Here is a 16351-nt window from a genome sequence, read left to right on the forward strand (position 1 = left end):
AAAAATATCAAGTCACCTAATTGCTTGTTGCGTTTAACCGGAAAGCCCAGTCGTTAAGTAGGATATTTATTGTGCTTGCTGTTATCCCGATCAGTATTAGGCCAACAATAGCAAGGTTGTTGTTCGTTAGGTAAAGGGTTTTCCAGATATAAAAAGCCCCGAACAATTGTTCAGGGCTTTTACTGCAAAAACTAACAGATGGGTTTAATAACCCGCACTATTTCGCGCGGTTTATTGTTTCTCCATTTCGAAGCGCCACCACACACCTGGGCCGGCTTCAATATCAACCGTCATGCGCGTGTTATTCTCAGTTAACTCGACCATATAAGTCGTTGAACCTGTGACGGTACCGCCATTACCAAGCTCTCCATTGTTAACCGCTTTAGGAATGCCAAGGTAGCCACCGACACCGTTGATGGTCAACGTGCCAGCATCCGTGTCCAGATCCCAAGTGTATTCACCGCTGCCATCGTGTGGGGCTACCGGCGTGCCACATTCTTCGCCGGCAACACCCTGCCAAGCTTCTAACCAAGTGTCATCGCCCAACTGATTATCGAACGTGCCATCTTCCATAAAGACATAATCGTCATCATAGAAGCAGGCTCGAGTCGTAACGCCGGCGTCGTCAATCGCCCACCAGCTGATATCACCCATTGCTGGACCTACACCGAGCGAGTTAGCTTCTGGAGCTACGCGCCAAGTGCCTACTACCGGGCTAGTTTCCACTGGTGCAGGCTGCTCGGTTTTAACCATACGATAGCGCCACCAAACGTCTGGACCAGCTTCAATGTCCAAGATAACAGTGTTGTCATTTTCCCACGTTACTAGGTAGCTTACATTGGGTGGAACCGCTACGTTAGGTAGTTCACCGGCATTAACCGCTTTAGGAATACCCATATAGCCACCAAGACCGTCGATCAACAATGTACCAGTATCTTCAGTGTCTTCGGTGTATGTCCAAGTATAATCAGCGCCGCCGTCATGCGGAGCAACTGGCGCGCCACATTCTTCGCCAGCAACACCTTGCCAAGCCTCTAACCAAGTATCATCGCCAAGTACGTTGTCGAAAGTGCCATCACGGTCGAATACGTAGTCGTCGTCGAAGAAGCAAGAACGCGTAGTCACGCCAGCATCATCAATGGCCCACCAAGAGATGTCACCACGAGCAGGACCAACGCCAAGGGCGCCAGCGGCTGGTTCAACCTGCCACGTACCAGCAAAAGTGCGCTCTGGTGCAGGACCCGGTTCGCCGAAGCTTTCCAGTTTCTGCATGACAAATTGCCACCAAATACCAGCACCTGATTCAATCGTAACAATCATGCGATCATTACCGACTTCTTCGATGTTATAAGTTACATTTGGCGGTGTTGGAACCGCAGGCAGTTCACCAGCATTGACAGCCTTAGGAATACCGACATATGAACCGAAACCGTCGATGGTCAATGTGCCAGCGTCTGCATCGTATACCCAAGTGCCTGGAGCCATGCCGTCATGCGGGGAAACTGGCGCACCACACGCTTCAGGATTACCACTTTGCCACTCTTCCAGCCAGGTATCGTCACCTAGGATATTTTCGAACGAGCCGTCTTCATTGAACACGTAAGTATCGTCGTAGAAGCAAGAGCGGTCAGCAACGCCACCATCATCAATTGCCCACCAAGAGATATCACCAGGTACCGGACCTACACCTAAAGAGCCAGCCTCAGGAGCCACTGCCCAAATACCTTCCATTGCGAATGGACCTTCAATCGGTGGTGCTGGTGGTACTGGAGCAGAGATACCGCAACCGCCTGGGCTACCGCACGACAAAGTAATATTATCAATTAATACATCGGCTGCGCCGGTAGGTTCAAACACAAACATGCTTTGAATGCTGCTGGTATCCAATGGCATGAAGCCGTCACCGCGGAATGCAAGTAAGTCATTAACTTTAACGCTCACCGTGGTCCATGAATCACGCGCAAAGCTGTTAGCATCTAATGCCACTTGACCTAACGCGGGATATCCACTGTCCATCTTCACGAAGAAGGTGCTATCGGCTTCAGCGCTTCTGACATAAATGTCAAAGCGTAATTCACCTGCATGCAGTTCCCAGAAGTTAGGGTTATTACCCATACCAAAGAGTTCAATTGGCTCGACCGTTGGGTTGATTGAAATGTTACCGCTATTGGATGTGATAACTTCAATTACCGTACCGCGATCACCTGCTTCTACTTCAGCAAATGCAAGCGCGCCGTCGTTGTTCCAGAATGAATTTAACGCCAATGGACGGTCATAGGTCTCACCCGCAATAGTCCAGCTGTACGTCGCCGGCTCGTCAATATAAATATCGAACGATGCCGTTTCTGGGCGTAGTGGGTCTGGAGTCTCTAAGTCAGGATTAACGTTAGAGTTACAGCCCTTGCCGTCTGCTGTGTTGTAGCTACACCGATAAACACGGACGTAGTCAACTTCCATTTCACCAGGCAATGCTGCGTCATCAACGAGGTTACCCGTTAAGTTGCCGCCTACAGCCATGTTAAGAATTAGGTGGAAGTCGGTATCAAACGGAGCACCAGCTGTTGCTAACTGATAGGTTTCAGCTGTGTCGTTGTAAAAATAAGAGTAGTAACTATCTGACGTAATCGTTTTAAAGTGAACGTCATTTACAAAGAAACGAATTTCATTCTGTTCCCATTCCACAGCATATTCATTGAATTCGGTTGGATCAATGCCAGCAGGGAAACGTTCAGAGATGTTTTGTTGCAACGGCCATGGGAAGCCATGGAATATTGTTGAGCCTAAAAACTCAGTGTCAGCAATTCCTGGATTAGCCGCTTCCATGATGTCAATTTCACCCGTAGCAGCCCAACCATCTGAGCCATAGGGTGAGTCACTTGAAAGCATCCAAAACGCGCCCCACAGACCTTGTCCACTAGTAGTCTTGATTGAGGCTTCTACGCGACCATAGGTAAAGTCGAGTTTACCTTTTGTTGTGATCCGCGAGGAGGTGTACGGGAAACCATCCTGAACTGACTCTGCACGAGCAGTGATCTTTAAGGTACCGTCTGAAACCGTGGTATTTTGGTCAGTGTAGTACTGTTGTTCGTTGTTACCCCAACGGTCCAGTCCACGATCTGAGCCATCACCAAGGTCATAAACCCAGTTGGCGGCACTTAAGCTATCGCCATCGAATTCGTCGCTCCACACCAACTCCCACTCTTCAGCAGGGGCGGGGAAGAACGGCTCAGTTACCGGTGAGTCCTTGGTGTCACCAACTTTATCGCCCCCACAGGATGCTATCGCAAGTCCTGTAAACGCTAGCAGTAACCCGTGTTTGAGTGTTCGTCTACGGTTAATCATTTTTATCCTCGTTTCCGATGTTTTTGCATGCAACAAAAGTAAAGATTTTGTTAATCATGCAATATATGAGGATGTAATTTAATTGTTAATACCCGACTTCCCTATTTGCGGTCAAAAGGGACAGCATTGGGGTGAAGCGGACTGTAGTTGGCAGATAGCAGATCCATTAGCGTTTACTTGGGTTAGGATCCGAAGCGAGTCTCGGAAATCCTTACGTATACAAGGGTCATTTAGCGCTCTTCGTTTCTTTTTGGCAACGTCAGGTGTTGGCATAGGGCTCAACGAAAGTTCTTATTCTTGAATACGATAGCGCTGATATATTTGCGCCTCCGTGACAACAATTACTGCGCTTTAAAATTCAAAAATATATTTGCTGTGAGCCTTCCAGTCCGGGGGTTTTCGTCGATATCTGTGGAAGGATTAATAACACCTGAGTGCAACAGGTTACCAGGGTATATTGCTAATCGGTTTGGCATGTAGGGGATCTCGCCAATCTTATTAAATTGTTGATTGGAGTCGTCAATATAGCGACCGGTCGGCGAGCCTTGTTGGTTGAAGTACGCACTAACAGAAGACAAGTATTGATTGACGTTTTGCTCTGTGACGCGTTCTATTTGGGTCGGTTTGTGTTGGAACAGCGCTGTGCCCCCATGGGGGTTGGGGTTTAAATAGTGCAGCAATGCAAAGCGATACTGATCAGTTCCGTCAAAATGCGGGATCTGTTGCTCTTTAGTCAAATTTTCTGGTTCACAGGTAACTAGCGAAAAAAAACTGTCAAAAAATTCCACGCTGTAGTTTGCAGGGATAACATAGATTTTTCGTAGTACTGGAATGAGTGCTTGAGCGACATGTAAAACGTATTCGTCGGGTAGCTTGGCGCGTATTCCTGGATAATAGGTTGAAGCGTTATCGAAGTGCATTGAATTACAGGTCTCAATCAGCGAACTCGCTTGATTTTCGAGGAAATTATCGAGAATAAAAACCGGGGTTTTTTGCTCTCCAACCTGACTTAGATAAGGGGTCGCCCCTCGATTGATTGGGTATTGCATAATCGGTAAAAGACTCTGACAAAGGGAAGCTATTGACTCTTAGTTAGACCATAGACTAAGTTAATGAGCGCTTGAAATGAAGTACATCAGACCAATTAGATAGTCTCAAATACTCGCCAAAACACCTAATAAGGGAATCTATAACATGTCTCCTGCAAAGAAATTTGTCTTCTCTTTTATCGCAGTTGTCGGCGTGCCGGCGCTCTTTTTTGGGGTGCTGGAAGGAGGATTGCGCTTAGCAGGCTACGGTACTCATTATCAATTTTTCAATGAGATCGAGATTAATGGTGAACCCCACTTACAAGATAACAAGTCATTTGCCAATCAGTTTTATCCGCCGTCATTAGGTGTGGCGCCTGTCAACAATACTTTAACCCCTACGCCGGGGGATGATACCGTTCGAGTTTACGTGCTAGGTGGGTCTGCGGCGCAGGGTTTTCCGCATGTGAATCATGGTTTGGACCGACATCTTGCTGCACATTTGCAAGCAGCTTTACCGAATAAAAAAATCGAAATTATTAACACCGCAATGACCTCGGTAAACTCTCACGTAGTGTATGAGGTTGCTCGCACTTTGCCAGCAAACTCCGCTGATTATGCGATTGTTTTAATGGGCAACAACGAGGTGGTAGGCCCTTATGGTCCCAGCACTTTTAGTCAGAATTTCCTCTCCAGCTTATCGCTTATCCGCTCTCTGCAAGCCCTGAAGCGCACACGTATCTGGCAAGCCGCAGAAGATCTTATTCAAGGCGTGCAAGAGGTGTCTGGTGACGAGGAACTTGAGTGGCAAGGCATGCAAATGTTTTCCGGTTTTAGTGTGCCGCATGACGACCCTCGCCTAGACGCTGTTTATAGTCACTATGAAAGCAATTTACGTGATATTGTGGCCATGTTACAGGGTAAGAACATGCACGTGGTTGTTTCTTCTGTGCCAGTAAATTTGAGGCACTCAGCTCCTTTTGGCTCGGCTCATCGGGAGAACATGTCAACCGCGGAGAGTGCGCGTTGGGATCAAATTAATACGCAAGCCAGTGAAGCGTTCACGGCGCAAAACTGGGCGTTGGCTGAACAGTATTACCGTGAGTTATTGAGTATTGATTCAGAATATGCAGATAGTCACTTTCAATTAGCCGTGGCACTTGAGAAACAGGGGGAATATAGTGCGGCAACCGAACACTATCAGGCAGCTCTGCACTACGATACTAAACGCTTCCGTACGACCCCCGTAATGAATGATATTGTGCGTAAAGTTGGCAATGATTTGGTGGGTGATCAGTTTACCTTTATTGATAATGTGGCGGTATTTGATGCGGCAAGTTCACCCTATGCACCCGGGTGGGACTTATTGCATGAGCATGTGCATTTTGATTATGCCGGTAATTATTACCTCGCACGCGAATTTACCCAAGCCATCGTTAACGACGTTGCACCTGACGTTGAGCACACACCGTTAGCTAAAAACCAGGCAGCAGCGATGATTGGTTTTCCCAATCATGAGACTATTCAGGTGATGAATCGTTTATTGGGCATGGTGCAAAAATCGCCCTTTACCGAACAAATTAATTTCAACGATCTGGTAGCTACAACCACGGCGCGCAGAGACGAAGTTATTGCTGAGGTCGGAAGTCCTGCTGAGGTTGTCGCGCGCCGGAAACCGTTGGTTGAGAGCGGTATGGCTGACTGGAAAATACATTACGAGTTAGCTGAATTAAATCGTTTCCTGCGCGACAATGAGGCAAGTTATTTTCACCTCAAAGAACTTATCGAGCAGTATCCCCACAACCACGAAAGCTATATTAAACTGGCAGAGTATTTATCGGCTAAGGGTGAGTTACAGCAAGCAAACCGGTATTTACTTTCAGCGTTAAATTATGTTCGACAAGATGAAACCAAAGTGACTCAGGCACTGGGTTGGATTGGGTTAAATTATATGAAGCTGAACAATTACACCGAAGGTCAGCGTTATTTGGACCAGGTGATCGATGATTACCCAGATCAAATTTCGGCCAGTATCAGAGCCTATGGTTTATTAATAAAGTATGCACAAGAGCAGCAACGCATGGATGACTTTCGTGCTTACCTGGCGGCAGTAAAACGCTACGCTAAAATGTTGATTGCTACAGAACGAGTGAATGAGTTTCCGCTACTTTATCGCCGTATGGCGCAAATTATGACAATGGCCGGAGATACTGTAGAAGCCCAGCGCTGGCAATCCATGCAATCGGATTAGTAATTGCTACATGCAGGGCACAATTCGCTGACAGCATTTACAATTCATGTTAGTTTTTTGTTAGCAAACTAAAGGCTTCTGTCTTTATTCCGCTTTACCGCTCGCCCAAACCAACTCACCGCAACCCGCTTCTGTTTGCCGCAATCCTATGCGAAGTTAAAATATGAAATATCTTTATAACAAACTGATAACAAACGGAATCGGGGACACACGTCTATGCAATACAAGAACCGTCTAAAAAGCCCTGTCGCGCGGGGAGTTTCACTTGCCTTAGGCGTGAGTTTAATGGCACCTGTCTATGCGCAAGATGCCGCAGATGGCACAGCCGCAGATGAGCCGGAATATGAAGTCATTCAGGTCTCAGGGATCCGCAGCAGCTTAATTCGCGCAATGGATACCAAGCGCGAATCATCAGGGGTCGTGGATGCAATTAATGCGGAAGATATCGGTAAATTCCCAGACACCAACTTAGCGGAGTCGTTGCAGCGGATTACCGGTGTTTCTATTGACCGTCAGAACGGTGAGGGTTCTCGCGTTACTGTTCGCGGTTTTGGTGCCGATTTCAACTTAGTTACCTTGAATGGTCGTCAATTACCAACAAACTCCGGTTTGGGTCGCTCATTTGATTTTGGCGATTTGGCTTCAGAAAGCGTATCTGGCGTTGAAATCTACAAAACGGGTAAGGCGTTTGTCCCGACCGGCGGTATCGGTGCAACGATTAATATTCTGACTGCTAAACCACTCCAGAATCCTGGAATGAATGCTAGCTTTGGTCTTAAGGCGGTCAATGACACATCAACTGTTACTGGTGATGCCTTTACCCCTGAATTCTCAGGTATTTACAGCAACACATTCTTTGACGATACGTTCGGTGTTTCTTTAACTGGTAGTGTGCAAGAACGTAATAACGGCGCGCAATCTGCGACGACTAACTTCTTCGCTGAAGTCGACGGTGCCAGCATTCGCGATGGAGTAAGCTTAGACGGAACTGCTCCGAGCGCGGGCGATATCGTTGGCTTACCACGTAACATTGTGTATCAGTTAAGTGAAATTGAACGGACCCGTACCAACGCACAATTAACCTTGCAATATCGCCCAATGGACGAATTGACAGTGACATTGGATTACACTTACGCAGAGCAGGAAGTTTCCAACAGCTTTAATGACGTTTCTTTCTGGGTTGCACAGGTTCCTGATCAAGTGTTGTGGTCTGAAGGGCCAGTTGTGTCGCCGTTGGTGTATACCGAAGTAAACCGTGAGCCTGACTTCCCGCACGCTGCCGGCGGCGGTGCTTCGCGCAATGAGTTAAACTCTATCGGGATTAACTTTGAGTGGACCGTGAGCGATGAACTTGAGCTAACGTTTGACTATCATGACTCGGAGTCAATGCGTGAGCCAGATGACTTAATTCGTGGTACAAACTCATTCCTAACTGTTGCTGGTTTACGCGGACGTAACCGTGCGTCGACCACCATAGATTATCGAGGTGATATTCCGGTAACTACAACTACGTCTAACGACCCATTGTCGCCAGACGACATGCGTTTAACTGGTAGTGTATATAACAACGCCTGGGCGAAAATGAATATTGAACAGGCGCAGTTCTCTGGTCAATACTATTTAGACGATAGCCAAACCATCGATTTCGGTGTTGGCTTGAATAAAGTTGCTAACTTTGAAGCAACAAGTCAGGTTCAGCGTAATACATGGGGTGAGCCTCAAGCCAGTGCGCTTGGTTCTATGGCTGATTTGATGACACCAGCGAGCTTGGAAGGTGTGTTTGACTCCTTTGATGCGGGTGATCAGATTACCAATAATTTCTTCTTGTTTGATTATACCGAAGTGGCTGCGCGAGCAGTCTTCTTGGAGTCACTTGATCCAAGCAACCCGCTGTATCTCGCGCCTGCTCTTGCGGGTGATGGTTCGCTGCTGGCGGGGTCATGTGGTAATGCCTTCTGTCCTGACTTCAACCCTGGCTTTGGTAACAACTTCGAAGAAGAAACGTTATCAGCCTACGTACAATATAAGTTAGAAGGTGAGTGGGGCGATTACCCCTACCGCTTATTGCTTGGTTTACGTTATGAAGAGACCGATGTGTTCTCAAGTGCTGCCTCGCGTAACTATACTCGCGTAGACTGGGTTGCTGCTACCGAGTGGATTGCCCAGGATGATGGCACAGAAGTACCGTCTTCATTGACTGCGAAGTATGACAACTGGTTACCGAGTTTGGATATAGATGTCGATATTGATTACGACATGAAACTTCGCTACTCGTACAGCACAACGATTTCTCGCGCAGGTTACGGTGACTTACGTGGTAACCTGAATATTGCCAACTTTATTCAGTACAACTCGTCAGGACTTTATCGTGCGACAGGTAGTATCGGTAACCCGGGCTTAATACCTTACGAGTCTGAGAACCACGATTTGTCATATGAGTGGTACTATGACGAGGCAAGTTACTTCTCAATTGGTTACTTCAACAAAACGGTTTCTAACTTCATCGCTTCTACCATTCGTGAAGATGTGCCGATCTTCCCAGACTTAGCCTTCCCTGGCTTTGGTCCATTGTTTGAAGAAGCTGTAGCAGCCTTGGGTGGTACGCCGTCAAACCAAGAAATCCGTGATTGGATTTTTGAAAATCGTCCAGATGCACCAGGAGTGCAACTTGACGGTAATGGTGGTGGCACGATCACTGGAGTTGTAGGCCGTGATGGCCCAGCCGTGTTTGATTTGGATACTCGGATCAACAGTGATCAAGAGTTAACAATCGATGGTTGGGAAATTGCAGTACAGCATGACTTTGAAGATACCGGTTTCGGTTTCATCGCGAATGCCACGATTGCGAATTCTGATCGTGAGTTCAATCGCTTACTCAATGAAGCGCAGTTCGCGTTACCTGGTCTAAGTGATACACGTAACTTGATCTTGTACTACGACAAGTACGGCATCCAAGTGCGTCTTGCTTACAACTGGCGTGATGAATGGTTATCGTTCGCTGGTGGACGTCAGCCAGGGTATGTTGATGAGTACGAACAATGGGATCTTAACGCCAGTTATGACTTCGATAACGGCTTAGTGGTCGCGTTCGAAGTGATTAACTTAACGGATGAAACCACGCGTGGTTACGCTCGTGACTACTTGCAAGTGGCAGGTGTTACCCAAACAGGACCGCGTTATAACATTGGATTCCGTTATACGTTCTAGCGTTAAACCTTAATAAGCCATAAACTCACCAGAGCATTTCTGCTTTGGTGAGTTTTTTAAATTTAGGGCCTATGGATTCTGCAATCAAAGATATTGTCATCGTCGGGGGAGGCACTGCCGGTTGGTTGACAGCTGCGGTATTAGCCGCTCAGTTCGATACGCATTCCCACTTTAAAATTTGCTTGATTGAGTCACCAAACATTAAAACTATTGGTGTCGGAGAGGGGACATGGCCAACTATGGCCGCAACCTTACGCCGTATCGGTATATCTGAGGCGCAATTTATCAGTGAGTGTGATGCTAGCTTTAAGCAAGGCTCGCGTTTTATTAATTGGTTGCATGGCAACGGTGAGAGCTATTGTCACCCATTTTCACTGCCGATGGGCTACAAAGATATCAATGTCGTTGAGCATTGGTTAGAGACAGATGGTGCGCTTACGTTTGATGAGTATTCCACCGCGCAAACTGCAGTCTGCAATAAACATTTAGCCCCCAAGCAGCCCACAACTCCCGAGTATGCCAATGTTGTTAATTACGGGTATCACTTAAATGCAGGTAAGTTTGCCAAGTTACTGAAAGACCATTCCGTGAACAATCTGGGCGTTGAACATATCCTTGCTGAAGTGGTTGAAGTACACGCAGAAGCAGGCGACAACATTACAGCGGTCACATTGGATGATGGTAGGAAAGTTACCGGTGATCTATTTATCGATTGCACCGGTTTCAAACGTTTATTGATTGGGCAAAAGTTAGGAGTACCGTTTAAAAGTCAGAAATCTGTACTGTTTAATGATCGTGCAGTGGCGTTTCAGGTGCCCTATGCCAGTGACGATGCGCCGATCAATTCCACTACGCATGCCACGGCACACCCAAACGGCTGGATTTGGGATATTGCGCTGCCCACTCGCAAAGGTATCGGCTTGGTATATTCATCTGACTATGCTGATCGGCAGTACGCGTTTGACACTGCGGAAAAGTACATACAAGAACAGATGCCTCACGTTCGATTTAAGGATTTAACCGCTAACGAAATTACCCTCGATCCAGGACACTTAGAAACGTTCTGGAAGGGCAATTGTTTAGCGGTTGGCTTGTCTTCTGGGTTTATTGATCCGCTTGAGGCCACCGCAATGGTGCTTATTGAGTTCTCAGCAAACTTTTTGCGTGACCATTTACCCTTGAACAAAGCGAATCTTGATGTGGTCGCTGAGAAATTTAATCTACGCATGGATCTGCATTGGCGTAACATTATTGATTTTATCAAACTGCATTACGTCTTATCGCAGCGCACCGACAGTGACTATTGGTTAAATCATCGCGATCCGAGTACCATACCTAAGTCGCTCCAGCGTGCATTGTCGATGTGGCAAACCCGAGCACCATGGCATGCAGATGTCGAAGTGGCAGAGTCAATGTTTCCGCCCGCGAGTTATCAGTACATCTTGTATGGCATGGGTTTTAAAACCCAAAATACGTTAGCATCGAAACGCCTCGCCAGTCGGGAGCGCGCATACGTAGCAAATTTGCTAACAAAGAAACAAGCCGAATTACAGAAATTGACCCAGCATCTGCCGACCAATCGGCGTCTGCTCAGGGATATTAAACTTAGTTGGACTAACAGGTTGTCATAATGTCGAATTTTGAAATGTTAAATAATGTCGCCCATGCTGACGTGAAGATTAATCTCGCTCGTGCCCCGGAGCTAGGCGATGATGTCATGTTTTGCATGACCTATCCTTTCGAATTTCGCCTCGCACTGGCGCACTATCCAATCTTGATGTATCGCGATAGAGAAACAAATACGATGTTTCCGGTGACTTTATTTGGCTTTGAGGAAGGCGAGAACTTGTTTCTGACAGCGAATGGATGGGACGCCCGTTACATTCCTATCATGGTGCAGCGTCAGCCATTCTCTATTGGCTTTCAGCAAGTGAAGGGCAGCGATGAGAAACAGCAAGTGATCACCTTTAATCCTGCTCACCCAAGAGTTAATACTTCGGTTGGAGAAGCGGTGTTCAATGATCAGGGCGGCAACACACCCTACCTTGAGAAAGTGATTAAGATGCTGGAGTCAATTGATACTGGGCACGCGCAAAATCAGATTTTAGCCGCGGCACTAGATAAATACGATTTGTTAGAAGAAAGCACCATCGCCATAACATTGAATGATGGTACAAGTTACGAGCTAGTCGGATTTAGCACTATTGCTGATGATAAATTTGAGGCGCTATCGGCTGAGGCATTGCACGATCTCAATCAACAAAAATTGTTGTTGCCTATCACCATGATGATGGCGTCGATGTCTAACCTCGGTAATCTCGTGGATATTCGCAACCGTAATTTAGGTTAATAATTACAACACAATGCAGCCAGCTTACGCCACGCCCATCGCAGAAATCCAATGTGCTTCGCGAGAAGTGCCAGAAGACATCTATGGTGCCGATTCTCCGGTGGTACTGCGCGGCCTAGTTGCTGATTGGCCAGCGGTGGAGGCTGCGCGAACGTCACATCAGGCGTTCGTGAGTTATTTAACGTCACTTTACAATGGCAAGCCGGTTAATGCGTTTATGGCTAACCCCGAGGCGCAGGGGCGTATTTTTTACAATGCAGAGGTAGACGGTTTTAATTTTATCCAGTCCCAAGTTTACCTTGATGATGCGTTAAATAAGATTGCTGAAATTGCTGGGCGTGAGAAACAACCCACTTATTATGTTGGCTCATTAGAAACGCGTGACCATTTGCCTGAATTTGCCATGGAAAACAGGTTACCGTTGCAGGCGACACAAGTCCGCGAAGCAATCTGGCTGGGCAACCAATCCGTGGTCGCGCCACATTTTGATTTTCCCGCCAACATTGCCTGTTGTGTTGCCGGTGAGCGGCGATTTACGTTATTTTCGCCGGATCAGTCTGAAAACATGTATATCGGGCCATTGGATTTTACCCCCGCCGGTCAACCCATCAGTATGGTAGATATCCGTGACCCTGACCTTGCTCAATTTCCGCGTTTTAGGCACGCGATGAAAGTGGCTCAAACAACAGTACTGCAACCGGGAGATGCGATTTATGTACCCAGTATGTGGTGGCATTCGGTAGAGAGCCTAAGCCCAGTTAACGGACTGGTTAATTACTGGTGGCGCGAGACCCCCGCCTATTTGGGGCAGCCCAATCAAGTCTTATTGCATGCGCTGATGAGTATCAAACATTTACCCCAGTCGCAACGTCAAGCATGGCAGGCTTTGTTTAATCATTTTGTGTTTGAACAACCCGACGATATGTACGAGCACTTGCCAGCGCGTAGCCAACAGCAGCAGTCGCAGATGACTGAGGCTACGGCACGCAAAATAAAAGCGCTGCTAATCAATAACCTTAAATAATTGGATTAAATGCGAACACGATGGTTAACGGAAAAATGGTCAATAAAATAGTAGTTGCAGGTGGTGGCACCGCCGGTTGGATGGCCGCCGCAACCATTTCAGCCACGATTGGGCGTCGTCTCGATATTACCCTGATTGAATCCGATGATATTCCAACCGTCGGGGTCGGAGAAGCCACCGTTCCGTCACTACTGACCATCCATCAGTTACTCAAGATCCATGAAGCAGACTTTCTCAAGGCAACCAATGGTACCTACAAACTTGGTATCATGTTTGAGGACTGGAAACGCAAAGGGCATAAGTACTTTCACTCCTTCGGTAAATCGGGGTTGTCTTGTTGGGCGGCAGGTTTTCATCACTTTTGGGTGCGCGCGCAGCAGCAAAAAATGGCGCAAGACTATGCTGCCTATAGCCTCGAAACTGTTGCAGCGGAGCGTGGTAAATTCGCGCACACGCAAGATCCTAATCTCAATTATGCCTATCATTTAGATTCAGCGAAGTACGGCCAGTTTCTGCGCACGATTGCCGAAAAGCATGGGGTGACGCGGATTGAAGGTAAGATTGCTCAAGTTAACCTGACACCCCAAAGTGGGCATATTGAGTCGATAACGCTAGCCTCAGGCCAACGTGTGGAAGGCGACTTATTTATTGATTGCACGGGTTTTCGATCACTCCTGTTGGGGCAAGCCTTAGGTGTTGGCTACAACGATTGGAGTGAGACGTTGCCGGCGAATGCGGCGTATGCCGTGCAAACAGAATCGCATCGCCCTGCGGTGCCGTTTACGCGTTCCATTGCTTTAGATGCCGGTTGGCGCTGGCAAATTCCCCTACAAAATCGTGTGGGTAACGGCGTGGTTTTTTCCACCGAGTTTAAAAGTGAACAAAGTGCACTGGATGATTTGTTACAGGGGATAGATGGCGAGCCTATTAACGAGCCTCGTTTGATCCGGTTTACTACCGGGCAACGCAAAGAATTTTGGCATAAAAACTGTGTTTCCGTGGGACTATCCAGTGGGTTTATTGAACCACTGGAATCCACCAGTATCCATTTGATCCAGCAAGCCATTATTTGGTTGATCAGTCTGTTCCCAACCGATGGTATCGATCAGAATCTGAGCAATCGATTTAACCAGCAAATGACCATTGAAACAGAGACGACCCGGGATTTCATCGTCCTGCATTACCATCTACAAGAGCGCGACGATCACGAGTTTTGGCGTTACCTGCGCGAAATGAAGGTATCTGACCGGTTACAGCAAATCATGGACCTATTCCACAATAACGGTACCATCATTGAAGAGCAGGACGATTTATTTGCCGAAAACTCCTGGGTGCAAGTGATGATGGGGCAGGGCTTGCAACCTAAACAGTATCACCCGATTGTCGATATGATGAGTGACCGCGACTTGCATATGTTTATGCGCCAGCAAGAAACTGTTGTGCAGCAAAAGCTTTCCGGCCTGCCGCTGCACATGCAATTTATTCAGCACTTTCTGAATCAGCGTTAAGCCAAGCTATACTCTCTCTGCGCGGTAAAAACCAGGCTTCATTCAGCTAATTTTTGACACTGTCAGGTTATTGTCGTGGCATTGGCGTGGCCGACAATGGCATGCTTACCCAATAATTTCCCCTGACAGCAACGAGGGCTATTCATGATTGTCAAAAAGCTTCGACACAAGCGTAATTGGTCGCAAGAACAGTTAGCGGAATACAGTGGTTTAAGTGTTCGGACTATTCAACGTGTTGAGTCAGGTAATCAGGCAAGTTTAGAAACCTTGAAGTGCCTAGCCGCTGTCTTTGAAGTTGAACTGACAAAGTTAACAGAGGAAATTACCGTGATTGATAAAGACTCAACCGATTGGAAAGCCTTGCCTTGGTGGTTCAAGGTATCTTTAACTGGCGCTCGCTCAAAACGCTCGGCAATTTTAGCTGAGCTTACTATGCTCGCCTTGGGGCTGCTCAGTTGGATGCTGATAGAACCTAGCGCAATCATTACCCCACTGATTTTGCTTATGGCTTACTTGATGGGGTGGATAAACCGGTATGGCGATACCAAGGATGTTTGGTAGTCGATAACAATCAAACTCCTTAAAGTGCGCATCAGGTAAAGTCATGAGCTATGCTTGATTCACAAGAATAAGGAGACAGTCATGGATGTAACCAGCGAACAGCGAGAGACTAGGTTTTTCTTTGTAACGGCTATTGCTTATTCAGTGATAGTCGTTGCCGGATTTGTACTATTCATTTTAACCGGGCAATCGAGTTTTACTGCGCCTTGGTGGGTGCATCTTCATGCGCTGTCCTTTATGGCATGGTTGGGGTTATATTCCGGCCAAACCTATTTTATTTACGCGAATAAACGCGTTAATCATCGTTTTATGGGGCGAGTAGGAGCCGCTCTTGCGGTATGGATGTTACTTAGCGGCGCTTTGTTCTTACCCTATACCGTTATCGTCGGTCGCACACCACCGTTTTTTACGCCAGAGTTTTTCTTAGCGCTTGACTGGTTAAACTTGCTGGTTTTTGCCTTACTGGTTGGTTTGGGTTTATCGATGCGTCATAGGACCGAGTGGCACAGGCGCCTGATGTTCGCAGCAACACTCTCCATCGGCACACCTGGAGTAGGCCGTATCGCACTGGTGTTAGAAGTGGAAGGTGCAATAATCGTATCGCTGGTAATGCTTACGTTCTTACTCGGTGGAATGCTGTTTGATTGGATAAACAAAAAGCAATTTTATCCAGCCTATCTGATTGGCCTAATCCCCATCATGGTCATGGGACCATTAACAGAAGTATTAGCTAAAACAACTTTAATGTCGGATATCATTGTTTGGCTACAACAATTTTAGAACTGGTTTTGAACAATTAAGCAGTGTTTTGAAGGACCTCTTCCCTTCCCTCACTCTAATGATCGCCAGAATCTGTTGTGTACGTTTGTCAGCCTGTCATCCTGACGAAAGTCAGGATCTGCTGTGTACGTTTGTCAGCCTGTCATCCTGACGAAAGTTAGGATCTGCTGTGTACGTAAAGCCGACAAAGATAAAACTCTTTGAAGAAAAGCAGATAGCGCAAAGCGGACGCTTATGAACCGGAATGAGTGCACCCGAAAGCAGACACTGGTTTATGGATGCTAGTTTAGTATAAGTCGG

General features: G+C 47.0%; 10 protein-coding genes. 8 read left to right on the forward strand and 2 right to left on the reverse strand.

All coding sequences use genetic code 11. The annotated features are described in order from the left end of the window. Window positions 1–231: 231 nt before the first annotated feature. Window positions 232–3342 (reverse strand): glycoside hydrolase family 16 protein, encoded by a 3111-nt coding sequence (locus tag CSH92_RS15690; protein ID WP_100658585.1) that lies wholly within the window; start codon window positions 3340–3342, stop codon window positions 232–234. A 341-nt stretch (window positions 3343–3683) separates the two neighbouring features. After that, a complete protein-coding gene (locus CSH92_RS15695; RefSeq protein ID WP_100658586.1) occupies window positions 3684–4391 on the reverse strand; it encodes a DUF6445 family protein in 708 nt (235 codons plus the stop codon). A gap of 145 nt (window positions 4392–4536) precedes the next feature. Between CSH92_RS15695 and CSH92_RS15700 the strand changes: the two genes are divergently transcribed. The 8 genes from CSH92_RS15700 (at window position 4537) to CSH92_RS15735 (ending at window position 16051) form a co-directional block, all read left to right on the forward strand. Then, a complete protein-coding gene (locus CSH92_RS15700; protein WP_100658587.1) occupies window positions 4537–6621 on the forward strand; it encodes a tetratricopeptide repeat protein in 2085 nt (694 codons plus the stop codon). Window positions 6622–6837: 216 nt separating this feature from the next. After that, complete coding sequence (locus tag CSH92_RS15705) at window positions 6838–9828, forward strand: TonB-dependent receptor (protein WP_100658588.1); 2991 nt, start codon at window positions 6838–6840, stop codon at window positions 9826–9828. A gap of 71 nt (window positions 9829–9899) precedes the next feature. Continuing rightward, window positions 9900–11459, forward strand: a complete 1560-nt coding sequence (locus CSH92_RS15710) for a tryptophan halogenase family protein (RefSeq protein WP_100658589.1) — start codon at window positions 9900–9902, stop codon at window positions 11457–11459. Continuing rightward, complete coding sequence (locus CSH92_RS15715) at window positions 11459–12178, forward strand: SapC family protein (protein WP_100658590.1); 720 nt, start codon at window positions 11459–11461, stop codon at window positions 12176–12178. The genes CSH92_RS15710 and CSH92_RS15715 overlap by 1 nt, the downstream gene beginning before the upstream one ends. 13 nt (window positions 12179–12191) lie before the next feature. Next, a complete protein-coding gene (locus CSH92_RS15720; RefSeq protein WP_100658591.1) occupies window positions 12192–13202 on the forward strand; it encodes a cupin-like domain-containing protein in 1011 nt (336 codons plus the stop codon). 20 nt (window positions 13203–13222) lie between these two features. Next, on the forward strand, window positions 13223–14710 hold the full coding sequence (locus CSH92_RS15725) for a tryptophan halogenase family protein (protein ID WP_100658592.1): 1488 nt from the start codon (window positions 13223–13225) through the stop codon (window positions 14708–14710). Between the two features lie 144 nt (window positions 14711–14854). Next, a complete protein-coding gene (locus tag CSH92_RS15730; RefSeq protein WP_164084772.1) occupies window positions 14855–15271 on the forward strand; it encodes a helix-turn-helix domain-containing protein in 417 nt (138 codons plus the stop codon). A gap of 81 nt (window positions 15272–15352) precedes the next feature. Further along, window positions 15353–16051, forward strand: coding sequence for a hypothetical protein (locus CSH92_RS15735; protein ID WP_100658593.1), 699 nt, complete (start codon window positions 15353–15355; stop codon window positions 16049–16051). Window positions 16052–16351: the final 300 nt, after the last annotated feature.

It is taken from the genome of Neoalteromonas flava, from assembly GCF_002807685.1.
Lineage (GTDB): Bacteria > Pseudomonadota > Gammaproteobacteria > Enterobacterales > Alteromonadaceae > Alteromonas_E > Alteromonas_E flava.